This is a genomic window from Microcoleus sp. w1-18aA5 (assembly GCF_036701705.1).
Classification (GTDB): domain Bacteria; phylum Cyanobacteriota; class Cyanobacteriia; order Cyanobacteriales; family Microcoleaceae; genus Microcoleus.
This window is the reverse complement of sequence record NZ_JAUPTE010000001.1, coordinates 14,264-36,432: the sequence shown is the minus strand read 5'-3', so window position 1 is coordinate 36,432 and position 22,169 is coordinate 14,264. Positions and strand designations below refer to the sequence as shown.

Below are 22,169 nucleotides of genomic sequence, written 5' to 3'. Positions count from 1 at the left end.
TTTTCTTGTGGAACAGACCGGAAAGCCTCTTCATAAAAGCCTAATTGAGAATGGTGCAAAATTAGTCCTAAAAAACTATTTCAAACTCGCCGCAGCAACTTTAATTGGTTCCAGTAATTCTAACGGCAAATGCAGCATATTCAATTGGGTGCTATCGGCTGCTTTCCTTTCAGGATCGGGGCCGTGATAATCGCTGCCACCAGTTGCCAGCAAACCGTAATGAAGACACAAATCTTTCAACTTTTGGATTTGGCTAGAACTGTGGGTGGGATGGTATACTTCAACTCCCATTAAACCCGCATCTACTAATTCTTGTAAAACTTCCTCAACACCGCCGCCGCGAAATAAATAAGGGTGAGCCCACACCGGTACTGCGCCGCAACTTTTCAGTAAATCAATGCCTTCGACGATCGAGAATTTCTCGTAATGAACATAAGCCGGGCCGTCATCTCCCAGCCAGCGATCGAATGCTTCCCGCGATGATTTCGCGTGACCCGCTTTTACAAGTGCAGAGGCAATGTGAGGCCGTCCCGGTGCCATTCCTGGGGATGTTTTTGGCAGTTCGATCGCGTATCCCATTGCTGCTAATTTTTCGACCATTTCCTGCGATCGGCGAAACCTTCCTTCCAGGCGATCGTTCAAAGGAACTCGCAACTTATTTGCATCGGGATAAAAACCTAAAATGTGCAGCGATCGGCCGTTGTGAACGGTGCTGAGTTCGAGTCCGGGGACTATTTCGATACCGTGCAAAGCAGCAGCGGCGAAGGCTTCATCCCAACCCGACATCGTATCATGATCCGTGACGGCCAAGGCGCGAACCCCCGAAGACGCAGCCGCGGCTACGAGTTCGGCAGGGGTGAGAGTGCCGTCGGAATAAGTAGTGTGACAGTGGAGTTCTAGCATTTTTTCTGGTTAGTTAAAGTCTGCGAAATCGGCAATTATTTCCCTCACTCACGCGACATATACCGTCCCTGCGATCGACAAGTTTTTGGGTTATTTCAATCTGTTAGCTGTAATAAGTTGTCGCGCCTTTAATTGGAATATTGCTGTTTATTAAAAGCTGGCGTGGGGTGGGCATCTTGCCCGCCTTTTCAGTTGAATTAAGATGCAGAACAGCTTAGCTATTTCTAGATTTCTCGCATTGGGTGAAGGACACCCTCTGGCAATTTGGTAGGAATCGGCGATATTTCAATACTTTGTATGTTGTGAACTGGGATAACTACCAGTTTATCTGCCAATTCGAGAATTATCGGGTCTGCCGTCAACATTTTGTGCAGGCGAGTGCCTAAAGTTGCTTGCTCTCCTACTGTTCCCTCTGGCGCAATGAACTGGAAGTGTTGCTGTTTGCCGTTGGTATAGTGGATTATCAGATCGATTATTCTTTCTTGGTTGGTTGGTTGCATAATTTTTTTTCCCTAACAGTCGATCGGGACTTCGCAAAATTAACAATAAATCAAAACTGGCGATCGCACCACCGTTGGAAAGCTCGTTGCAAAGCTTTTGACCAAACGAGGCTGTCGATATGAAAGTTCGCGTGCTGCTAATTTTATCACAAAAACTGTACGGAAACTCGCCAACTTACCTAGTATACAATTGGCAGTCGCGCTGTCTTTGCTCCTCAATGCGCGAGAGCCTTCGCCAGCAATATTGGGTCGATCGGGCTTTCTTCTATGCCAGTTGGCAAAGTGGCTCAATTTAGCCTCTCTAGCGACTTGACTCAAAGCGGTCTCAAGTCATACAGCAGCAGCATTTGAGCGCTTTGGCTGTCAAGGTTTTTCGAGGTGGGAACTGTGGAGGTTAGGATAGTGGCATTCTGCTGTCACTGCCGTAGAGGATTTTTTTATAAATTAATAACATAACATTCAGGTACAGCTTATGAAATCCACACTTTGTTTTCCCGAAACTTCTCTTCACTCTAACGCAGTCACTGTTAATAATAATGCTATTGACTCTTGTATCCTTACAGCTTGGATTGACTTAGTAGGAGGAGACTTTGATAATTTGGGAGGAGATGATTGGCTTCCCTTGTGCGGCGACATTGATGACGGCGAAATTTACCGCGAATGGTTTTTGTGGCAAGACAGCCAAGTAACTCAAGAGTGGGAAGCTTACGATCCCATTACTAATTATCGAGTTGTGGCACTTAGCCGAGAAATGATGATTGCTAAAATCGACCAAATAGAAGATTCCAGAAAAGTTTAGCTGTTCGGGATAACGTTAAATCTTGATGTTCAACTTTAATATAAATTCTGTAAACCCACCCGGTTTCTGTGCCTAAAAGCATTAAAGAGACCGGGTTTTTAAGACCACAACAGTAGGTTTGGGTTTATTTATACGGGCAAGACCTAATAATTTATGTCGCTACTGTTTTTTGTTTTTCTCGTTCTAATTTGCGCTGCTTCAACGCTGACAGATTTTGTTTGATTGTGTCGATCGCAAATCCAGCCTCTTGCTGTTGATATAATTCGCTGGCACGGATAAAATCTGCAACAGCCTCGTCATCCGAGCGCAAATTTGCAAAAGCTAAGCCGCGATTGTGGTAAGCTTCTGCCAAGGTTGAAACTTGTTCTACAGCGCTGGTAAATTTATCTTTTGCTTTGCGGTACTTTCCTGACTGATAAGCCTGAATTCCTTGTTGAAAATAAACGGAAGCTTTACTACCGCTGTCGGTATCGGGAAATTCTGGGTAAGTTAAAATTGGTTCTTTAAAGAGTACAGAAATGCTGCCCTTGCCGAAGTAAGCCCAAGTCATTGTTCCAAACCCAATCCCCAGCACGAGGGCAATAATGACAGACAGAGCAATAAAATTGGTGAGTTCCATAGAGCAATATTTGTTGTATTATAATATGATAAGTTAATTCTTAACTTCTGCACCAATGGCTGCGCGGATTTACCTTAACTGGAAATGGTTTTTCGGATCGCTAGCTTTAGTATTGTCGATCGGCTTAATGATTGCAACTACAAGTTCTGACGCAGCAACCAACCCGCAAACTCAAGCAGGGTGGCAATTTTTGCAGCGGGGTGAGAGGGGGTTGGTGGTAGCAATGCGACACGCGATCGCCCCAGGCACCGGAGATCCTGCTAACTTTAAGTTGGGCGACTGTTCCACCCAGCGCAATTTATCAGCACAGGGACAAACCCAAGCCAAGCAAATTGGAGCAGAATTTCGCAACCGCAACATTAAAGTTGCCAGAGTTTTATCGAGTCAGTGGTGTAGGTGTTTGGAAACAGGAAAATTGATAAATTTAGGCAAAGTCGAACCGTTCCCAGCGCTGAACTCGTTTTTTAGGGACAGCAGCACAGAAGCCAGACAAACAGCGACAATCCGCAAATTAATTGTTGACAACCGCAACACTAAAGGCGCGATTATTATGGTAACTCATCAAGTAAATATTACCGCTATCACTGATATTGTACCGCAAAGCGGCCAAGCTGTAATTCTCAAAGGAACTCCAAAAGGTAAAATTCAAATAGTCGGACGAATTGGAGGATTTTAAAGAGATAGAAAGTTATAATATTACCAATTCCCCATTACCAATTTATATGAGTTTCCAATACAGCGCCGCCCTAGTTACTTTAGCCGACCTTGATAAAGAAGTTCTCGTTAAATTTTACACAAAATTTCTCGACATAGAACCAAACCCTTACATTCCCAATACTTATGCTGAATTTCAACTCCCAGGCTTAAGACTCGGCATATTCAAACCCAAAGATTCCCACAAATCGGAATTTGCAAATCGAGCAAAAACAGGCATGAGTCTGTGTTTGGAAGTCAGCAATCTCGAAACTGCGATCGCCCGAATTTGGGCTTTAGGTTATCCGCCCAGCGGAGAAATTATCAAAGCTTCTCACGGTCTAGAAATCTATGCCTTCGATCCTGCCGGGAACCGCATAATTTTACATCAATCTCAGGAGAATGTAGGATGATGGCTAATTATTGGTGAACTCTCGCTCTTGGCTTCTTTTCCTTCGCGTCCTTTGCGTCTTCGCGGTTAGTTCAAAAAAACATCTAATTCACAACCCGCTGAGGATTGCTATATAAGTTATGCAATTGCTTCACCACCTTGGCAATCACCTTGTAAAACCCGCCTCTACCAATCAAAACGGCTTTAACTATCTAATCAGTTCAGCAAAACTATAAAAACTGATAATTAATAACAGCAAGGCTGTCAGGTGAGTTAGTTGAAATTGAGGCCGCGGGCCGATGGATTCCCGCACCAAAATTGAAAAAGACGAACCAATTATATAACTCAAAGACAGCGTTAAATACTGCCACTGCAATGTTACACTCCACAGCCCCAGCAACATCATCGCCAAAGTCAACATTACCAACTCAACAAAGCGAGGCGGATTGTGCTGAGTAGACAGAATCAAAGTGTCCAACCAATATTGCCAAGGTCTCATGTTTTAGCGATCGAGCTTTTGGATTTAGCCTTCTAGCTTAACCTACGATCGCCATTCAGTTTGTTGCTGCAAACACCTTAAAGCCTCCGCCGTCTCAACCTGCGGAAATTGCCCATAAAAGCGACTGACACTGTAAAAAGGGTGAGGAGTCTCCAGAACGATCAACTTATCGGCCATCTGGGCCAAAAATCCCATCAAATCTGCCGGGGCGACAGGCGCGCAAATCCACAAAGCCATCGGTTGCTGCGACTCCAAAGCCTTAGCCGCCACAGCCATCGTCATCCCCGTCGCAATGCCGTCATCTACCAAAATCGCCAAAGCCCCAGCCGCGCTGATATTTGGGCGTCCAGGAGACAAATCTGCCAGCAGAGATTGAGCATTATTTTGAGCCAGGGGCAATGCTGATTTTTGCAAGCGTAAATTGTGCTGCTTTTGCTTTTCCCAGAGGACGTGACCATCAGCAGTTGCAGCGCCGATCGCCAATTCTAAATTATCTGGGCGAGTAATTTTCTTCGCAACAACCACATCCAAAGGACAGCCCAAGCGGCGCGCAATCGGCACAGCAACGGGCAAACCCCCGCGTGGCAAGGCGTAAACAATCGGTTTCACCGCCTGCTGTGTCATTAAACTCAACTTGCCGAACTCGTCCACAACTGCCTCGGCCAGTTTTTCGCCTGCATCGGCGCGATCGTCAAAAAACGGGTTAGAGAACATATTTTTGCCTGTACGAGCTCAACCAAACAATTGGAGATTGTGCCAGTGTTAATTGGAGATGATACGCGAGCGTAGCTATCCCGTAGCGAATCGACAGCATCGCACACAAGCATCTAGCCAATCTCAAATCACCAAACCCGATCTAAACTATAAACTCTAGACTCCAAAATATCTCCCTAATTGTAAAATGTATGTCCAGCGACTTGCAACTCAGCCTTTTTGACAACAATCAAAGTGCCACTTTCCAAACAGACTCAATACCAGCAAATGCCAAAATTCCCATTCCTCCCGGCACTTATCAAAATATGGAACAAATCGGCGAGCACTGCAACCGCTGCTACCGCTGTGAATTGGGCAACAGCCGCACTCACGCCGTCATCGGGCGCGGCAATCCTCAAGCCTCAATTTTGATTGTGGGAGAAGCGCCCGGACAAAACGAAGACGAAACCGGATTGCCCTTCGTCGGGCGATCGGGCAAACTGTTAGATAAGATTTTAGAATCCGTGGGATTGAGTGCAGAAACCGACGTATTCATTGCCAACGTCATCAAATGTCGCCCTCCCAACAACCGCCCTCCGACAGCAAAAGAAATCGAAGCTTGCAAACCTTACTTGCTCGAACAAATCCGCATCTTAGACCCCAAAATTATTTTATTAACCGGTGCAACAGCCCTCAAAGGTTTGCTAAGCGACAAGCGACCCATTAGTAAAATCAGAGGTCAGTGGATTGAATGGGAAAATCGTTTGTGTATGCCAATTTTTCACCCGTCGTACTTGTTGCGAAATCCCTCCCGTGAACCGGAAACTCCGAAATGGTTTATGTGGCAAGATATGCAACTAATCAAGGCTAAACTAGACGAATTCAAAGAGCAATTATAATATTTTTTGTTTGTGCTTTGTATGGGCGGGTTTCACGAACAATAATTGCCTAAAACAGATAATCTCTCTCGTAAACCCGCCCCCCACGGTAAATCCCTCAACCGAAAATTCCTGGCTTTTCTGATACCTCTGTCAGGAACAGGCAAGATGCCTGTTCCACAATAAAATTATTTTCTGTCAGGAACAGGCAAGATACCTGTTCCACAATAAAAATTATGTCATGTGGGGAGTAGGGGTTGGGCGTCTCGCCCGCCCGCAAGATGGGGAGCGTGTCATTTTTGCGATGAGTATAAATACTGGTTAACCCCACCATGACTTTTTTGCCGATCATCAGTATCAATAGTCGGGACAGTTTTTATATAGCCCAATGGCTTATGCTCGCTTGACTTTGAGCCACTATGGATAATTAAATTAATGTCAGCTCCACGCCTGACTTACATTTAATTCGACTTTTTTATGATCCTTGCCCCGCGTAAGCTTGTAGTATCGTTCCAAAAACTGTCCGGAGTATTGCAGTATAATAGGGAATAATTATCATCTCTTCCCACTTGATATATAATCATGAACAACTTTATTGAAGCTATTGGTGGACTAATAGGAATCCTAGCTTTTGTGAAAGGCATTCTTGAGTTCGTAGAGCTCAATAGGATAAGTAGATATGAGAAGTTTCATGAGATGAGCAAAAGATTCGATGAGAACGAGTCAATCCAGAAAGTCTGTGAGCTTTTGCATGATAGCTCTAGCAGCATATCAGTCACAAAACAGGAAAAAGAGGTATTTATCTGCTTTTTGGAAGAGATTTACTTTATGATTATGTCTGGTATAATGAAAAAGGAAATTGCACTGTACACATTTGGCTATTATGCAAGAGAAGCAATGCACAGCCAAAGATTTTGGCACGATCTTGATAGGGGGGAAGAGTATTACACAGTATTCCATAAATTCTGTCGAATGGTCTCTATCTTTGAGCCAAGCAAACTGGGAGTCAAGGAAACGCTGAAATACTGAGCACCATGAAGATAAATTCTTAGGTCACAATGTATTTTTGACTGTTATCATTTGATTTAGAATTGAGTATTTCCTAATTTAGAAGGTCAAACATATTCGGAATTTCCAACTTATCTATTTCCAGCTCGTGATTTATTAACAGCGGACATTATACTAGATATTATAAAAAAAGGTGTTATCAAAAAAAGAGGTACAAGTAATGACACAGGTATAAGTCCTACAACCATCGGCACTCCAACCCAAGGGTTAGAACTAACAAAAGACATGAAGCCGCTCCAATCCAGACTGTTAATTAGACCCCAACCAACAACCAACCGCAAGATGCCTGTTCCACAATAAAATTATTTTCTGTCAGGAACAGGCAAGATGCCTGTTCCACAATAAAAATTATTTCATGTGGGGTGGGCGTCTCGCCCTCCCAAAAAATGCAATTTAGTTGCGAGATAACTTATTTTTTGCATGACAATCGCGCAACCACAAACGAATAGCCTCAGCAATTTCGCTTTCACTATCTTGACTTAATAAAGGACGAATATCAGCCGCATTACCAAACCGAGAAACAAGTTTTGCCAATTCCCAACCGTTTTCCGTTTTAGTTAAAAACAACCAATGATATTGCTGAACTTCTACTCGTTTTCCCCCGCGATACTGCCGTTCCAAAGTAGTAATAAAAACTTGACTAGCATTTTCAGGAAGTGCATCTTCAAAAGTTAAAGGTAACGGTTCAAACTCCGGGCGGCCGGCTAAAATTATTTGAGGCAGCGCGTAACCGGATGGTGTGTTTTTGTTAGGAGAAAAGTGCGATCGCACAATTACGCGATTAGCATAACTCGGCAAATCTTGCAACAGGCGATCGACCAAAGTTTCTAAATCAGCGGGACAGGGCGATCGCGCTAACAAACCATACCGACTGGCATTTATACTGTTAGCATGATTTGTCACAAAATTAACTGCCAAAGTCGGGGTTGCAACCGCAGATATCAGCAGATAAACACAGATGAACGCAGATACAATTCTATTGGCGTTCATCGGCGTTCATCGGCGGTAAAAAACAACATTCATATTGTTATTCAATCTCTTCACAAATACGCGCAAAAGCCGCCGCCGGATCATCCGAAGCAGTAATTGGCCGCCCAATCACCAGATAATCCGCACCAGCTTTCAAAGCAGCTTTTGGAGTCATCGATCGCTTTTGATCGCCTCCATCAGCCCATTTCGGACGCACACCGGGACAAACTAACACAAAATCATCCCCGCAACTCATCCTTAACTGTTCCACTTCTTGCGGAGAACAAACCGCACCAGCTAAACCCGTTTCCTTAGCCAACAATGCCATGTGCAAAGCATATTCCGGCAACTCCAAAGGTATTTTCAACTCAAAAGCCAACTGTCGCGAATTCAAACTCGTCAACAGAGTAATTGCAATCAACTTAGGACTCGGTTTATCCACAGCCGCCGCCCCTTCAGTCAAAGCCAACTGTGCAGCTTTCAAAGCATCTTTACCACAAGTAGAATGGATAGTCAATAAATCCACATTGTACTTAGCAGCAGCCCGACAAGCACCAGCCACAGTATTCGGGATATCGTGAAACTTCAAATCGAGAAAAATCCGCTTTTCCCGCTGTTTTAAAATTTCCAAAATCCCCGGGCCGGAACTCACAAACAGTTCCAAACCCACTTTCCAGAAAGATACTTGCGGGAGTTTGTCAAGAAGTGCGATCGCCTCTTCTTGACTCGAAACATCCAAAGCAACAATAATTCGATTATCAGCGTTCATCAGCGTTCATCTTCAGTATTCATCTGCGGTTAAAAAAGAGATTCAAGACACCAATCGCACAAACTTATTCTTCCCCACCTGCAAAACCTTACCGCATAAATCAGCAGGTGATTCAAAAGTAAGATTAACATCAGAAACCCGATCGCCCTCCAACTTCACCCCGCCACCCTGCATCAACTTCCGCGCATCACCGCTGCTTTTACAAAGCCCGCTAGCACTGAGAATATAAAACAACTTAGCCGGAAACTGCACACTTGCCAAAGAAAACTCCGCCACAGCATCAGCTTGTCCTGCAGCACCTTTAACCAGCGCAATTGCATCTTGTTGTGCGCGTTCCGCCGCTTCCGAACCGCGATACTGGCGCACCACATCCACAGCCAAAAGTTTCTGTTTTTCTCGCGGATTTTCGGGCAATCCATCAAGTGGCAAATCTGTCAATAGTTCAAAATATTGGGCGATCGAACTATCAGCAATTTTCTCCAACTTAGAATACATCGTCAGCGGATCTTCCGACAAACCCACATAATTGTTCAAAGACTTCGACATCTTCTGCACCCCGTCAGTCCCGATCAAAATCGGCATCAGCAAACCAAACTGCGGTTTCATCCCAAAATGCCGCTGCAAATCTCTCCCCACCGCAATATTAAACTTTTGGTCGGTTCCCCCCAACTCCACATCAGCCTCCAAGACTACTGAATCGTAACCCTGCATGACTGGATACAGAAACTCGTGGAGGAAAATCGCATTTTCCTGCTGCATCCTGTTATCAAATCCCTCTTTAGCAAGCATCTGCTGCACCGTCATCGTGCCTAGCAGTTCCAAAATCTTCGCCATGTCCAATTTTGACAACCACTCGGAGTTATAGCGAATTTCCAAACGTCCGGGCGTCTCAAAATCTAGAATCGGACGCACTTGGTCTAAATAAGTCTTGGCATTTTCCGCCACTTGTTCGGCTGTCAACTGGCTTCGCATCTCGGACTTTCCTGTCGGATCGCCAATTCTTGCGGTAAAATCTCCGATGACCAGTACCGCTGTGTGACCGGCATCCTGAAAAGCTCGCAGCTTGCGGAAGCAAATGCTGTGTCCCAAGTGAATGTCCGCCCCTGTGGCGTCAATTCCCAGTTTGACTCGCAACGGTCGATCGACTTTTGCCAGCAGTTGGGCTAAATTTTCGTCAGGGTTGCTAGAATCAGGTCGATCTGGAAAAATCTCGCTGACGCCGCGGTAAAGCGCTGAAAGGTTAGGAGTTATCATCGGGGAACGATCGTCCATCATATTATTTTGCCAAAGTGCAGCAGAATTAGTTACACTCACTGGTTGACGCATAAAAACATAACTATCAAGCTACTATAATCCCAAAGCTGACCGGCTTTCATTAGCTGACCCCGCCCAAAAACGGATACCAGCCCCCGACAACAGTCGTGGAGATCCCCAAATTTTAGACTCTTGTTCAAACCCCCAGATTCATCTGTGGAATAAATCTAAAATCTAAAATCTAAAATCTAGAATCGACTGACAGTCTCTAGGGTTCGCATCTAAAATAAAAAGTCTTAAACACCAAATCGAGTGAGGAAGTGAAATCCACGTGTCAACCAACGCAGTCCGCAATAACACGGAAAACTCAGCCCCCGTATTTGAGTTTGTTCAGTCAGTCAGTAAAGTGACCGCCGGAACCATACTCAGCATGACAATGCTTGCCAGTTCCGTAGTCGCTGGTGGACTGGTTGGCTTAGCGATCAGCTTCCGCAATTTGCCAGATGTTCGGATCTTGCAAACCTACTCTCCCACAGAAACTACCCACATTTACGACATCAACGGCAAGCCGCTAGCCAGTATCCACGACGAAGCCAACCGGGATGTCGTACCCCTTGACCAAATCTCCCCGAACCTGAAACGAGCTGTTCTGGCGATCGAAGATAGCAACTTTTTCACCCACAAAGGCATCAACCCCGGCGGGATAGCCCGAGCTCTGATGGTCAACCTAGAGAAAGGTAGAACCGTTGAAGGCGGCTCGACTATGACTATGCAGCTAGTCAAGAACCTGTTTCTTTCTCCCCAGTCAAAATTTAGTCGCAAGGTAGCTGAAGCGGTAATGTCTATCCGCTTGGAGCAAATTCTCAACAAAGACCAAATTCTGCAACTATACCTGAATCAAATCTACTTAGGTCACAACTTGTACGGCGTAGAGACAGCCTCTCGAAGCTATTTCAACAAGTCCGCAAGTAATTTGACTCTTTCAGAAGCAGCGATGCTGGCCGGCTTAATTTCTGCCCCCGAAGAATACAGTCCTTTCGTCAATTACAAGTTGGCAAAAGAGCGGCAAACAATTGTTTTAGGCCGCATGAAGGATCTTAAATGGATTACGCCCGCCCAAGAGACTGCTGCCCGCCAGGAAAAAATTAAGCTAGGCAAAATTACCTCTTTTGGTGGCTCTCAAGTTCCTTACGTAACACAAGCCGTAGTCCAGGAACTGACGAGGCGTTTCGGGCGAGATGCCGTGGTTAAGGGAGGAATGCGCGTTCAAACCACGATCGACCTCAAAATGCAGCGCATAGCCGAAGAAACCGTCAAAGCGTGGCACAATCGGCTTTACTACCAAGGGCTGTTTTACGATCGCGAGGAAGGTCAAATTGCCCTAGCCGCCGTCGATCCCCGCACCCACTTCGTCAAAGCAATGGTGGGCGGCGTCGATTACGAAAAGAGTCAGTTCAACCGCGCCATTCAAGCACGTCGCCAGCCCGGATCTTCTTTTAAACCTTTTATCTACTACGCTGCCTTTGCTAGCGGCAAATACAGCCCCGATTCAGTTGTCTACGACTCCCCTGTCGGCTACCGCGACGGCGACGGCTATTACTACCCTCAAAACTACGGCGGCGGCTTCTCCGGTGCAGTCAGCATCCGCAGAGCTTTGGAAGTATCTCTCAACATTCCCGCTGTCAAGCTTGGCCAAGAAGTCGGATTGAATAAAGTGATTGAGATTTGCCGCGTACTCGGCATCAGAAGTCCGATGGAACCGGTGATTTCTTTGCCCTTGGGTGCCGTTGACCTCACTCCTTTAGAAATGGCCGGAGCTTTTGCTACCTTCGCGAACAACGGCTGGCATTCTGACACCACGTTTATCGTACAAGTTACTGACAGCAGCGGCAACGTCTTGCTCGACAATACCCCCAAACCCAAATTAGTTCTCAACTCCTGGGCGGCCGCATCTGTCAACAGCGCCCTGCAAGGGGTAATTAACAGCGGAACGGCAAGGGCTGCTCAACTTGGGCGACCGGCTGCTGGGAAAACTGGTACAACTTCCTCAGAACGGGATATCTGGTTTGTGGGTTACGTGCCACAGTTGTCGGTGGCTGTTTGGATGGGCAATGACAACTATAGACCGATGAGCTACGGTGCTACTGGTGGTACTATTGTCGCCCCTGTTTGGCGTGATTTTATGAGCCAAGCTTTGGAAGGCGTTCCCGCAGAAAGTTTCAAACCTGCTTCATCTTTTGAGCGGCCTTAATTATCAGTCATTAGTAATTGGGCATTGGGCATTGGGCATTGGGCATTGGGAATACTTTCTTTTTCTTCCTTCTTCCCTCTTCCTTCTTCCTTCTTCCTTCTGACACTAGGATTGTTTTTCCAGCTCAGATTTCATCCGCTCCAGCGTTGAGTTCATTTGCTCAAACATCTGCTGGGGCGTGATGCCAAATTGATTGAGCTGTGTTTTTAACTGCTCTACAGTCATCTGAGCCATGAAGTCCTCCGACAGCTCAAAGCGCTTCATAAAAATACGGTAGCGCTCCATCATTGATTCCATCTGAGCGATGAACATTTTCTTGCCTTCGCGATCGAATTTGCCGTAATTCCCGCCTAGTTTGATGAGAGATTGATAGTCTTCAAACAACAGCTTGGCTTCTTGCTGAACAATTTCTGAATCAAAAAATCCCATAGCTTTCCTAATTTTTTAATATTCTACTAATTTTGATCTAGGCGAGAAATCCCGCTGCTTTTTCTACTATTTTATCAGTTGCCGGAGGAAGTCCCTACCCCTTAAGGCGCAAGAATAAGTAGAAATTTCCGTACAGGATAAGGCATGGGAATGGGGCATTGGGCATTGGGCATCGGGCATCGGGCATCGGGCTTGCGATGACAACAGTCAACTGTCAACAGTCAACTGTCAACAGTCAACTGTCAACAGTCAACTGTCAACTGTCAACAGTCAACTGTCAACTGACTTTAAACTTCCCCGATGCGTTCTAGAGGCCAAAACCGCACTACAGCGCGGCCGATGATATTCTGCTTAGGTAAAAATCCCCACCTGCTGGAGTCGTTGCTGTTGTTGCGGTTGTCTCCCATCACAAAGTATTCATTTTCTGGGACGCGATAAGGCCCCCACTGATATTTAGGAGGTTCGGCAATATATTTTTCGACGAGGGGTTTGTCGTTGAGATAAACTAAACCTTTTTTAACGGCGACGGTTTGACCCGGTAAGCCAATTACCCGCTTGATGAATGCTTGGTCTTGGGTAAAGCCTTGTTCTTGCAACTTTTCGGGCGGGGCAAATACTACGATGTCGCCAGTTTTGGGAGGTTCGAGGTAGTAGGAGATTTTTTCGACTACGACGCGATCGCCCACGTGCAAAGTGGGTACCATAGAATCTGAGGGTATGTAGCGCGGTTCGGCGACCAAGGCTCGAATCACTATTGCTAAAGTCAAAGCAATAATCACTATCTGAAGATTTTCTCGCTGCGACTTCCACGCTTTCTGCCACCAGCTTGCAGGCGGATTTTCTGCTACCTCTGTACCCAAATTCTTTTTTTCAGATGTCATGAAAGTCCTCGCTATATAGTTGCCACTAATTATCTGATTAAGCTCGCTCAGCATTTAAATTGCATCTCAAGAAATAATCAAACCCTGAGCGAGCTGGGCGCGCGAACCCGCCCAAAATATACAATTTAAATGCTGTCCAGCTTACCATTTAAGTATGTCGCTGTTAATTACTAGACGTGAAGTGCAGGCATTCGCAAACAATCTTGGAAAGCATCTGCGGTTGCCCTATCAATCAAAGATTTATGCCATAACTCTCCTCTTGAGATTAACTCATAAAAAAGGCAGAGAATTTAAATTCTCTACCTTTTTTATGTGAGGTTTTTGAGTTTTTTGCGATCGCGAGATTGGTTATTTCCCAACTTAACTCGCGATCGCACCTACTCAAACTTACTCAGCGCCTTGGGGCAGCAATTCCCGCTTTTGACCTTGCAGCACCTTAACAATTCCGTCCTCGCCCACATCCACAACAGCGGTGTCGCCGTCTTTGATGCGGCCAGAAAGGATTTCCTCAGCCAAGCTGTCTTCCAGCAAGCGCATAATGGCGCGGCGCAGGGGTCGAGCTCCGTAGCTGGGGTTGTAGCCTTCTTCTACTAAGCGTTCTTTGAATTTTTCGGTCACTTCCAGGGTGATGCCCTGTTCTGTCAAACGACCGAACACTTCTTTGAGCATGATGACCGCAATTTCCTTGACTTCTTCCTTGTTCAACTGGCGGAAGACGATAATTTCGTCGAGTCGGTTGAGGAATTCGGGGCGGAAGTAGTTTTTGAGTTCTTCGTTAACCAAAGAACGAATGCGGTTGTAATTAGCATCGGCTTGGTTGTCGCTGAACTCGAAACCGAGACCGCCGCCGCCTTTTTCAATCACCTTAGAACCGATGTTTGAGGTCATAATCAGCAGCGTATTTTTGAAGTCTACGGTGCGACCTTTGGCATCTGTTAAGCGGCCGTCTTCCAATATTTGCAGCAGCATATTGAAGACATCGGGGTGGGCTTTTTCGATTTCGTCGAACAGCACGACGGTGTAAGGACGGCGGCGGACTGCTTCTGTGAGTTGTCCGCCTTCGTTGTAGCCGACGTAGCCTGGAGGAGAACCGATGAGTTTGGAGACGGTGTGCCGTTCCATATATTCCGACATATCCAGCCGAATCATCGCGTCTTCGGAACCGAAGAAGTAGCCGGCTAGGGCTTTGGTGAGTTCGGTTTTGCCGACGCCTGTGGGGCCAGAGAAGATGAAACTGGCGATCGGGCGATTGGGATTTTTCAAGCCAACGCGAGCGCGACGGATGGCGCGGGAAACGGCTTTCACTGCTTCTTCCTGTCCGATCAAGCGCTGGTGCAAGGTATCTTCCATGTGCAGCAGCTTTTCGGATTCGGATTCGGTCAGTTTGTTTACCGGTACGCCCGTCCAGCTTGCCACGATTTGAGCGATATCTTCTTCGGTGACTACTGGCGATGGGTCGGTTTCGCCTGTGCGGGCCGAGTCTGTTTTTTTGGCTTGGGAAATAGCGCGAATTTCGGCTTTGATCGTCATTTCTCGATCGCGCAATTCGCCGGCTTTGTCAAAGTCTTGAGAACGCACCGCTTCGTCTTTATCTTTGAGGACTTGGCGGAGTTCTTTGTCCAGTTCTTTGGCTGCGGGGGGCAGTTGAGAGTTGATCAAGCGAACTCTAGAACCAGCTTCGTCTACCAAGTCAATTGCTTTGTCTGGTAGGAAGCGATCGGAGATGTAACGATGAGATAGTTTGGCTGCGGCTTCGAGGGCCGTGTCCAAGATTTTCAGCTTGTGGTGCTGTTCGTAGCGTTCCCGCAGACCGAAGAGAATCTCGATCGTCTCGTCAACAGTCGGTTCGCCGACCATGACGGGCTGGAAGCGCCGTTCTAGGGCTGCATCGCGCTCGATGTGCTTGCGGTACTCGTCGAGGGTGGTAGCGCCGATACACTGGAGCTCGCCTCTTGCCAAAGCCGGCTTGAGAATGTTGGCCGCATCGATCGCCCCTTCAGCCGCACCTGCACCTATCAAAGTGTGTACTTCGTCAATCACCAAAATCACGTTACCCGCAGTGCGGATTTCGTCCATGATTTTTTTGAGGCGTTCTTCAAATTCGCCCCGGTATTTGGTACCGGCAACCAGCAAGCCGATGTCGAGGGTGACAACGCGCTTGTCTTCGAGAATATCTGGAATATCGTTGTTAGCGATGCGCTGGGCCAGACCTTCGGCGATCGCAGTTTTACCGACTCCGGGTTCGCCGATGAGCACCGGGTTATTTTTGGTGCGGCGACCGAGGATTTGAATTACCCGTTCGATTTCTTTTTGGCGTCCGACTACTGGGTCTAGTTTGCCATCGACCGCCATTTGAGTCAGGTTGGCGCCGAATTCATCGAGGGTTGGGGTTTTGGTGCGGGCACCGCCGCCAGTGGCTGCGACTTCTGCGGTTTCTCCCAGCATCCGAATCACTTGGGTGCGGACTTTCGACAAGTCTACTCCCAGGTTTTCCAAGACTCTGGCCGCTACTCCTTCACCTTCGCGGATCAGGCCCAGCAGCAGGTGTTCAGTACCTATATAGTTGTGTCCGAGTTGGCGAGCTTCTTCTAGGGATAGTTCTAGAACCCGCTTGGCGCGGGGGGTGAACGGAATTTCGACTGCTACGAAGCCGGAACCGCGCCCGATGATTTTTTCCACTTCAATGCGCGCGTCTTTGAGGTTGACCCCCATTGATTTGAGGACTTTAGCTGCAACCCCGGTTCCTTCTCCGATCAGACCCAGGAGGATCTGTTCTGTCCCTACGAAGTTGTGACCCAGGCGGCGAGCTTCTTCCTGGGCCAACATGATTACTTTTATTGCTTTTTCTGTGAAGCGTTCAAACATGATTTATTCCCATCACCTGCTGCTATGTGCCCGTTTCGAGGTCACGCTCGCACAACGAGCGTTTGTGTTCGAGTGTTAACTCGTACTGCTTATTCTAGCGCGACACTCCCAACCTATCTGCCGCACTCGGCTGCGGTTGCAGATTCCAGGCTCATGTTGCAGGGTGGCTTTCAACTGGGAAGACCCAAATGGTGGCTGACCTACAACCTCCCCTAGACTGCAAGAAGATTGCTCTTCTCGGCCCGTGCCCAACCTACGACTGCGTATTGATGGATTCTAGCATAATCTTTTTGGCTGTCATGCAGGCGCAAAAGTGATAATTCTCGCAGTACAGGCCGGGTTTTGCACAAAACTTATTAGTTAGATGGTCGATCGATCCCCTAAACTCACCATTAAGCGGCAGCCCATCTCAAGAATATGTTGGTTTGGGATGGCGACAGCGAGCTGGGCTTTCTTCATCTAAAATTTTGCCCCCGATTCGTTGAAGATTTGGGTATTCTTCCTGTTGTCAGTTGTGCGATCGCTCCTGAGCAATTAGTGACTGTTGCTACACTCCGAGGAGTTTGCCTCAGACTATACTCTGCACGGTCAAAGACTTTGCTTTCGTAGCAGAGTGCTTTGGTCGTTAACTCGTCTGACTTAAAAGTTTGAAACTTCAATCGTGGAAAAGAATCTAAACCCTATTTAAGGCTTAGTGAAAGTAAATAATGAACACTAGAAACTTAGATGACCAGGTAGAAAGTACCGACAATGGATCGATCGAAGTTCCAGATAAATTCCCGGATAAAGCCACAGCAACGTCTCTGGCTTCACAAAAAGAATTGAATTAAGTTAACTGCATGATGATGCAGTTAACTTAGCCGAAAACTCCTCTCAATCATTAATTTTTCGCTCATGAACAAAAATCAACGAATTATCAACCTATCTGAGGTCTCTGTAAGCGATTTCCCTGCTTCCAGTAACTATAAATATAAATGCCATTTGCAGGTAGTTTCCGAAGAGGGACAAAGCTTATTGGAAAGGGATCTGCTGAACCGCACGCAACCCAGTTGGTTGGTGGATTTGAAAAATAAGGGAGACTGCACGATCTCCATTACCCTGCGTTACCGGGAAGGGGACATTACTCAACCTTGGCAAGATGCTGGAACGGTTGCGTTTGCCACCCAGGATTGCCTTAATGGAGAGCGCAGCGCCGAGTTAGAATTTCCCATTACAACTTGGAATGAAGCACCCCAATTGAAGCTGAAAACTCGCCTGACACAGAGTACCAGTGAGGGAAGTAGCAGCACCTTGAACATCTTGGGGAATCAGAACGTTACTCGCCGCACTTACAGCGAAGAAACTCAGCCAGAGGCCGAGTTCGAGATGCCTCAAAGCGTTCCTCTTTTGCCCCCAGAAGAAGTAATTGTCAAAGACACCTGGAACAAGCTGCGGGCATGGAAAGAAGTGCAGATGGAAAAATTCTTGAAACGCCTGTTGCTAGAAGAACCCGAACTGGAGTACATCTTCGGGGACGCGATGAACAGCATGAATGATTTCTTCTTTGAATTGTTTGATTGCTGCGTACACCAACTTCAGCCTGAAACTCAGAATATAATTGGAGAACCCTTAATGGGCGTACCTCCAGAAAAAGGGGATTCGTTTGACACGGTTGAGGATTACGGTGCGCTGTTTGCCGATATCGGGATGCGTCCCCAGCACTGGTTGAAGGCACGGCAGGTGTGGATGTGGATGCTACCATCGGTTGCTTACCTGGAAGAGTACGATCACCAGGATTTAGCAAAAGGCGCAAACTCTGCCCTTTACCGCTTCTTCAATACCCATGTAATTGTGCCGATGGTGGAGGCAGTCCGTCGCTACGAAGAAGCAATGCTTCCAGAGGTGAGGCAACGCATGGCAGACTCGTTGAGCGTACTCCAACAGAATCAGCAGGAGATTGGCCAGGCATTTTTTCAAACTCTATTTGAAAAGTACCCCTTCATCCTGCCTATCTTTGGACGGACAAACATGGATTATATGTCCTTGAACCTGTTTCAAGTGTTGGAATTCTTGGTTCACAGGTTCAATGGCGGCAGCAGAGAGCAACTAATTCAAGATATGCGGGTGTATATCTTTAATAACATTGACAAAAATGGGAGTGGAACAATCTCTATTGAGGAACTCATCGATTTCTCGCACCAGTCCGGGCTGCCCTTGTCCCTAAGCGAGTTGAACGCTCTGTTTATTCGCGTAGATATCGATGGTAGCGGCGAGATTGACTTTGAGGAATTTGAGGAGTTGATAGTTCAGCAGTTAGGATCGCAGGTGAATAGTTTTGATGATATACCCTCCTGCGCCTATCCTGCTATACAAGACAACCTGCTGGTCATGCTTGAAAAGTACATACCAGACTTCACGATAGAGTTACGGCAAGCATGGCAGACGTTAATCGCTCGCGCTATCAATGTCATCAAGCTACCCAAGCTGAATGAGGAACGATTGCTCAAAAAAGCCAAGCAGTACCTGGAGCTAATCGCCACTGAGCAGGAATGGGAAGCGGAGGACAAGGCACGACGCTGGGCGGAAATTCAAGAGGAAGTACGAGCCACCGGAACCTATACCCACACTTATGAAGAACTGGCCTATGGGGCACAAGTGGCATGGCGCAATGCTTCTAAGTGTGTCGGGCGGATTCAGTGGAATAACATGGTGGTACGCGATCGTCGCCACGTTACCGACCCTGATGAGATGTTCCGCGAAATCAGAGAATACCTACAGTATGCTACAAACGGCGGTAACATCCAGATTACCATGACCGTCTTTCGTCCCAAACATCCTAATGAACGCTGGGGGCCACGCATCTGGAATTCACAATTAGCTCGTTATGCGGCATACGAGCAACCGGATGGTAGCATCAAAGGCGATCCTGCTAACCTGGATCTGACAAAAGCGATTATGAAATTGGGCTGGCAACCCCCTGAACTACGCACGGAATACGACATTTTGCCTCTAGTAATTGAAGTTCCCGGTATGGAACCGAAGATGTACCACTGGGATAGGGAGGAGATTCTGGAAGTGGAAATCGAGCATCCCACGATTCCAGAATTCAAGTCATTAGGCTTGCGTTGGGTTGCCGTCCCTGGCATTGGCGCCTTCTCGATGCACGTTGGCGGCATCAACTACGGCTGCATCCCCTTTAATGGCTGGTTCATGGGTACCGAGATTATGCGGGATTTCCTGGATGAGTACCGCTACAACAAGATGGAGGACATCGCCAAAGTTCTCAAGCTCGACACCAGTTCCGAGCAGACATTATGGCGCGATCGCGTAGCATTGGAAGTCAATGTTGCCATCCTGTACTCGTTCCAAACAGCGAAGGTGACGATGGTAGACCATCAAACTGCCTCTCGTCAATACCTAGCCCACGACTTGCGAGAAAAGAAATTGGGGCGTGAGTGTCCGGGAGATTCGGGTTGGGTCGTACCCTCATCAGGGGGAAGTGCTTGTCCGGTCTGGCACCACCAGATGCGCGACTTTTACCTGGAGCCAGCCTATCACCATGCTGCCGATCGCTGGGCAGTCGAAGATGGTATGGATCTGGAAAAATTCATCACCACTAACGACGAGGACGACAACAAGCAAGACCGCATCCTCATTCTCTACGCTTCCGGGACTGGTACTGCTGAAGGCTTTGCACGGAAAGCCAGTCGTCAACTCCAGCGATTCCGTCCCAAGGTGATGGCGCTGGATGAATACAACACGGACACCCTGGCATCGGAGAAACTCCTACTCATCGTCACGTCCACCTTCGGCAATGGCGAAATACCTGAAAACGGCAAGAAGTTCCTAGAGTGGTTGAAGGACCAACCTGCGGGTTCCCTCGACGGTTTGAATTACTCCGTTCTGGGCATTGGTAGTACCGTTTATGAGCATTTCTGCGCTGCCGGAATTTCGGTAGATAAGGCACTCGCCAAGGTGGGAGGTAACTGTATTGTGCCACTCCACAAAGGTGATGAAATCAAGGGACAAGCCGACACCTTCAAACAATGGTTAGGACTGGTTTGCCGCGTTTTGGGTGAGGATGCTACCTCGGCAGATGCTACAGCCGCAACCGCACCTAAACTGAACGTTACGTTCTTGAGTGAGGCGGAAGCTGCAAATCTTTCACCAGTAGAAGTGAGTGGAGACAGAGGGGTCGAAGTACCTCTGGTTGCCAATACCGAACTGCTCAAAGAAGTGATTCCTGGTAGCCGTTCTACTCGCTATCTGGTCTTTGATATTTCTGGTACCGATATGCAGTATGAAACAGGCGATCATGTTGCAGTTTATCCTTGCAATCCGACGGAGTTGGTGAATCGGTTGTGCGATCGGCTCTCAGTATCCCCCAACACCTATTTCACAGCTCGTTATCTAATGCCCGATGGTACGGAATTGGAAGAAAAACCTCCTGTTACCGTTCCCACAACGATCGGACAGGTTCTCTCCGAAGACCTCGATCTCGCCTTGCGCGAACCATTCAACGAGCTGCTGACCTACCTGTACTCGGTAGCACAAAATCCCCAGGATAAACAACGCCTAGAAACCTGGTTGGAAATTCTCCGCCAAGGAGAGGACCATCCCGACAGTATCACGCTCAAGAAAACCATCACGGACAACTTCATGAGCGTTGTCGATTTGTTCAATGAGTTTCCTTCTGCCCAAATTACACTGGAAGTCCTGCTAGAGTTGTTGCCTAAGCAAAAGCCACGTCTCTACTCTATTTCCTCCTGTGCTCCGCTTCATCCTCAGCAGCTCCAAATCACAGTAGGAGTGCTGCAAGTTAAAACGGATGCAGGTAAAACCCGTCAGGGACTTTGCTCCAACTACCTTGCCGGACTTGAAACGGGGGCAAAGGTTCGCCTCAGTGTCCGCACGTCTAGCTTCCGTCCACCCGCCGATCCACTCGCGCCAATGCTTATGGTTGGGCCGGGTACGGGGGTAGCGCCTCTGATTGCCTTCCTCCATTATCGGGAAGCCCTATTGCAGCAGGAAACACAATTAGGTGATGCTTCCTTGTATTTCGGCTGTCGCGATCGCAGTGACTTCCTCTATGAGGAGCAACTTGCAAGCTGGCAGAATCAAGGCGTGCTGTCTGGGTTAGAAGTTGCTTTCTCGCGGATGACCGACAAGAAAGTCTATGTGCAAAACTTGATGCAAGAAAAAGCTCAAGAACTCTGGCGAATACTCAGCCATCCGCAATGCCACTACTATGTCTGTGGCGATGCCAAGATGGCAGACAATGTATTCGAGGTGTTTATGGCGATCGCCAAAACGGAAGGTGGACTCTCGGACACTGACGCTGTTAATTTCTTCGACCAAATGAAGCTAGAAAAACGCTTCTTCAGCGATGTTTGGGGTGTGGTGCTGAACTTCAAGGAATCCATCAAAGAGGTACAGCATGACAACTACTCTAAAGCCGAAAAATGGCTCGATCGTATGCAGGAATCTGCTGATAGTCCCGCCGTTGAGGAGGAATTGCAACCGCTAACTATCTAAAATTGGAATTGCAAGCTTTAGATAGGGGAGTCAGGAGGTGGAATTTATCACTTTTCTGACTCCTAATTAGTATTTAAGTTGAGTATCAGGATAGGAGTATTATCCCTCTTTTGTCACTTCGCGGACAGTATAAAGCTATGCAACAACCAAATTCGTAACTGCTCGAACATTAAAAAGAGTCCGAAAATCATTCA

Annotated in this window: 20 protein-coding genes; 9 read left to right on the top strand and 11 right to left on the bottom strand. The window is 47.2% G+C overall.

The window, feature by feature from the left end; translation table 11 throughout:
- Window positions 1-75: 75 nt before the first annotated feature.
- Both Q5691_RS00165 and Q5691_RS00160 read right to left on the bottom strand, forming a co-directional pair.
- Window positions 76-903, bottom strand: coding sequence for a PHP domain-containing protein (locus Q5691_RS00165; protein WP_333208107.1), 828 nt, complete (start codon window positions 901-903; stop codon window positions 76-78).
- A 224-nt stretch (window positions 904-1,127) separates the two neighbouring features.
- Window positions 1,128-1,403 (bottom strand): hypothetical protein, encoded by a 276-nt coding sequence (locus tag Q5691_RS00160; protein WP_333343694.1) that lies wholly within the window; start codon window positions 1,401-1,403, stop codon window positions 1,128-1,130.
- A 119-nt stretch (window positions 1,404-1,522) separates the two neighbouring features.
- Here Q5691_RS00160 and Q5691_RS00155 point away from each other — a divergent pair, with 119 nt between their 5' ends.
- Complete coding sequence (locus Q5691_RS00155) at window positions 1,523-1,699, top strand: hypothetical protein (protein ID WP_333215839.1); 177 nt, start codon at window positions 1,523-1,525, stop codon at window positions 1,697-1,699.
- Window positions 1,700-1,875: 176 nt separating this feature from the next.
- Window positions 1,876-2,202, top strand: a complete 327-nt coding sequence (locus Q5691_RS00150) for a hypothetical protein (RefSeq protein ID WP_333343693.1) — start codon at window positions 1,876-1,878, stop codon at window positions 2,200-2,202.
- A 151-nt stretch (window positions 2,203-2,353) separates the two neighbouring features.
- On the opposite strand, the gene Q5691_RS00145 is transcribed toward Q5691_RS00150, so the two are convergent.
- Window positions 2,354-2,821, bottom strand: coding sequence for a hypothetical protein (locus Q5691_RS00145; RefSeq protein WP_333310014.1), 468 nt, complete (start codon window positions 2,819-2,821; stop codon window positions 2,354-2,356).
- A 55-nt stretch (window positions 2,822-2,876) separates the two neighbouring features.
- Between Q5691_RS00145 and Q5691_RS00140 the strand changes: the two genes are divergently transcribed.
- Entirely contained in the window at window positions 2,877-3,497 is a 621-nt protein-coding gene (locus Q5691_RS00140; protein ID WP_333215845.1) for a histidine phosphatase family protein, read from the top strand.
- Window positions 3,498-3,543: 46 nt separating this feature from the next.
- Window positions 3,544-3,927 carry a VOC family protein gene (locus tag Q5691_RS00135; RefSeq protein WP_333215847.1) on the top strand — a complete coding sequence of 128 codons (384 nt, stop codon included), beginning with the start codon at window positions 3,544-3,546 and terminating at the stop codon, window positions 3,925-3,927.
- A 186-nt stretch (window positions 3,928-4,113) separates the two neighbouring features.
- Here the strand turns inward: Q5691_RS00135 and Q5691_RS00130 are convergent, their stop codons facing one another.
- A complete protein-coding gene (locus Q5691_RS00130) occupies window positions 4,114-4,404 on the bottom strand; it encodes a hypothetical protein (RefSeq protein ID WP_333164903.1) in 291 nt (96 codons plus the stop codon).
- Between the two features lie 42 nt (window positions 4,405-4,446).
- The gene (locus Q5691_RS00125; RefSeq protein WP_333215849.1) at window positions 4,447-5,118 is read right to left on the bottom strand and encodes a phosphoribosyltransferase family protein; all 672 of its coding nucleotides are present in this window, start codon (window positions 5,116-5,118) and stop codon (window positions 4,447-4,449) included.
- Window positions 5,119-5,309: 191 nt separating this feature from the next.
- Between Q5691_RS00125 and Q5691_RS00120 the strand changes: the two genes are divergently transcribed.
- Both Q5691_RS00120 and Q5691_RS00115 read left to right on the top strand, forming a co-directional pair.
- Entirely contained in the window at window positions 5,310-5,996 is a 687-nt protein-coding gene (locus Q5691_RS00120) for a uracil-DNA glycosylase (protein ID WP_333343692.1), read from the top strand.
- Between the two features lie 561 nt (window positions 5,997-6,557).
- Window positions 6,558-7,004: a hypothetical protein gene (locus Q5691_RS00115; RefSeq protein ID WP_333082147.1), complete on the top strand. Its 447-nt coding sequence runs from the start codon at window positions 6,558-6,560 to the stop codon at window positions 7,002-7,004.
- A gap of 432 nt (window positions 7,005-7,436) precedes the next feature.
- Here the strand turns inward: Q5691_RS00115 and Q5691_RS00110 are convergent, their stop codons facing one another.
- The 3 genes from Q5691_RS00110 to tyrS are packed head-to-tail and all read right to left on the bottom strand — an operon-like array spanning window position 7,437 to window position 10,056.
- Entirely contained in the window at window positions 7,437-8,033 is a 597-nt protein-coding gene (locus tag Q5691_RS00110) for a hypothetical protein (RefSeq protein ID WP_333215855.1), read from the bottom strand.
- 37 nt (window positions 8,034-8,070) lie between these two features.
- Window positions 8,071-8,781: an orotidine-5'-phosphate decarboxylase gene (gene pyrF / locus Q5691_RS00105; RefSeq protein ID WP_333343691.1), complete on the bottom strand. Its 711-nt coding sequence runs from the start codon at window positions 8,779-8,781 to the stop codon at window positions 8,071-8,073.
- 42 nt (window positions 8,782-8,823) lie between these two features.
- On the bottom strand, window positions 8,824-10,056 hold the full coding sequence (gene tyrS / locus Q5691_RS00100; RefSeq protein WP_333343758.1) for a tyrosine--tRNA ligase: 1,233 nt from the start codon (window positions 10,054-10,056) through the stop codon (window positions 8,824-8,826).
- Between the two features lie 310 nt (window positions 10,057-10,366).
- Between tyrS and Q5691_RS00095 the strand changes: the two genes are divergently transcribed.
- Window positions 10,367-12,286 (top strand): transglycosylase domain-containing protein, encoded by a 1,920-nt coding sequence (locus tag Q5691_RS00095; RefSeq protein WP_333215857.1) that lies wholly within the window; start codon window positions 10,367-10,369, stop codon window positions 12,284-12,286.
- A gap of 105 nt (window positions 12,287-12,391) precedes the next feature.
- Here the strand turns inward: Q5691_RS00095 and Q5691_RS00090 are convergent, their stop codons facing one another.
- The 3 genes from Q5691_RS00090 to Q5691_RS00080 all read right to left on the bottom strand — a co-directional run bounded on the left by Q5691_RS00090 (window position 12,392) and on the right by Q5691_RS00080 (window position 16,461).
- Window positions 12,392-12,715 carry a DUF1825 family protein gene (locus tag Q5691_RS00090; protein ID WP_006632589.1) on the bottom strand — a complete coding sequence of 108 codons (324 nt, stop codon included), beginning with the start codon at window positions 12,713-12,715 and terminating at the stop codon, window positions 12,392-12,394.
- A gap of 287 nt (window positions 12,716-13,002) precedes the next feature.
- Entirely contained in the window at window positions 13,003-13,596 is a 594-nt protein-coding gene (gene lepB, locus Q5691_RS00085; protein ID WP_333215859.1) for a signal peptidase I, read from the bottom strand.
- A 387-nt stretch (window positions 13,597-13,983) separates the two neighbouring features.
- Entirely contained in the window at window positions 13,984-16,461 is a 2,478-nt protein-coding gene (locus Q5691_RS00080; protein ID WP_190733781.1) for an ATP-dependent Clp protease ATP-binding subunit, read from the bottom strand.
- Between the two features lie 707 nt (window positions 16,462-17,168).
- On the opposite strand from Q5691_RS00080, the gene Q5691_RS00075 reads away from it, so the two are divergent.
- Window positions 17,169-17,291, top strand: coding sequence for a hypothetical protein (locus tag Q5691_RS00075; protein ID WP_333343690.1), 123 nt, complete (start codon window positions 17,169-17,171; stop codon window positions 17,289-17,291).
- A gap of 64 nt (window positions 17,292-17,355) precedes the next feature.
- Window positions 17,356-21,975, top strand: coding sequence for a nitric oxide synthase oxygenase (locus tag Q5691_RS00070; RefSeq protein ID WP_333343689.1), 4,620 nt, complete (start codon window positions 17,356-17,358; stop codon window positions 21,973-21,975).
- Window positions 21,976-22,169 lie beyond the last annotated feature (194 nt).

Excerpts from the sequence above, each read along its gene's own strand:
- Q5691_RS00115 (WP_333082147.1), top strand. The coding sequence starts at position 6,558 with ATGAACAACTTTATTGAAGCTATTGGTGGACTAATAGGAATCCTAGCT.
- Q5691_RS00120 (WP_333343692.1), top strand. The coding sequence starts at position 5,310 with ATGTCCAGCGACTTGCAACTCAGCCTTTTTGACAACAATCAAAGTGCC.
- Q5691_RS00165 (WP_333208107.1), bottom strand. The coding sequence starts at position 903 with ATGCTAGAACTCCACTGTCACACTACTTATTCCGACGGCACTCTCACC.
- Q5691_RS00090 (WP_006632589.1), bottom strand. The coding sequence starts at position 12,715 with ATGGGATTTTTTGATTCAGAAATTGTTCAGCAAGAAGCCAAGCTGTTG.
- Q5691_RS00160 (WP_333343694.1), bottom strand. The coding sequence starts at position 1,403 with ATGCAACCAACCAACCAAGAAAGAATAATCGATCTGATAATCCACTAT.
- Q5691_RS00110 (WP_333215855.1), bottom strand. The coding sequence starts at position 8,033 with ATGAACGCCAATAGAATTGTATCTGCGTTCATCTGTGTTTATCTGCTG.
- lepB (WP_333215859.1), bottom strand. The coding sequence starts at position 13,596 with ATGACATCTGAAAAAAAGAATTTGGGTACAGAGGTAGCAGAAAATCCG.
- Q5691_RS00080 (WP_190733781.1), bottom strand. The coding sequence starts at position 16,461 with ATGTTTGAACGCTTCACAGAAAAAGCAATAAAAGTAATCATGTTGGCC.
- Q5691_RS00140 (WP_333215845.1), top strand. The coding sequence starts at position 2,877 with ATGGCTGCGCGGATTTACCTTAACTGGAAATGGTTTTTCGGATCGCTA.
- Q5691_RS00155 (WP_333215839.1), top strand. The coding sequence starts at position 1,523 with ATGAAAGTTCGCGTGCTGCTAATTTTATCACAAAAACTGTACGGAAAC.
- tyrS (WP_333343758.1), bottom strand. The coding sequence starts at position 10,056 with ATGATGGACGATCGTTCCCCGATGATAACTCCTAACCTTTCAGCGCTT.
- Q5691_RS00070 (WP_333343689.1), top strand. The coding sequence starts at position 17,356 with ATGAACAAAAATCAACGAATTATCAACCTATCTGAGGTCTCTGTAAGC.
- Q5691_RS00145 (WP_333310014.1), bottom strand. The coding sequence starts at position 2,821 with ATGGAACTCACCAATTTTATTGCTCTGTCTGTCATTATTGCCCTCGTG.
- Q5691_RS00150 (WP_333343693.1), top strand. The coding sequence starts at position 1,876 with ATGAAATCCACACTTTGTTTTCCCGAAACTTCTCTTCACTCTAACGCA.
- Q5691_RS00130 (WP_333164903.1), bottom strand. The coding sequence starts at position 4,404 with ATGAGACCTTGGCAATATTGGTTGGACACTTTGATTCTGTCTACTCAG.
- pyrF (WP_333343691.1), bottom strand. The coding sequence starts at position 8,781 with ATGAACGCTGATAATCGAATTATTGTTGCTTTGGATGTTTCGAGTCAA.
- Q5691_RS00075 (WP_333343690.1), top strand. The coding sequence starts at position 17,169 with ATGAACACTAGAAACTTAGATGACCAGGTAGAAAGTACCGACAATGGA.
- Q5691_RS00135 (WP_333215847.1), top strand. The coding sequence starts at position 3,544 with ATGAGTTTCCAATACAGCGCCGCCCTAGTTACTTTAGCCGACCTTGAT.
- Q5691_RS00125 (WP_333215849.1), bottom strand. The coding sequence starts at position 5,118 with ATGTTCTCTAACCCGTTTTTTGACGATCGCGCCGATGCAGGCGAAAAA.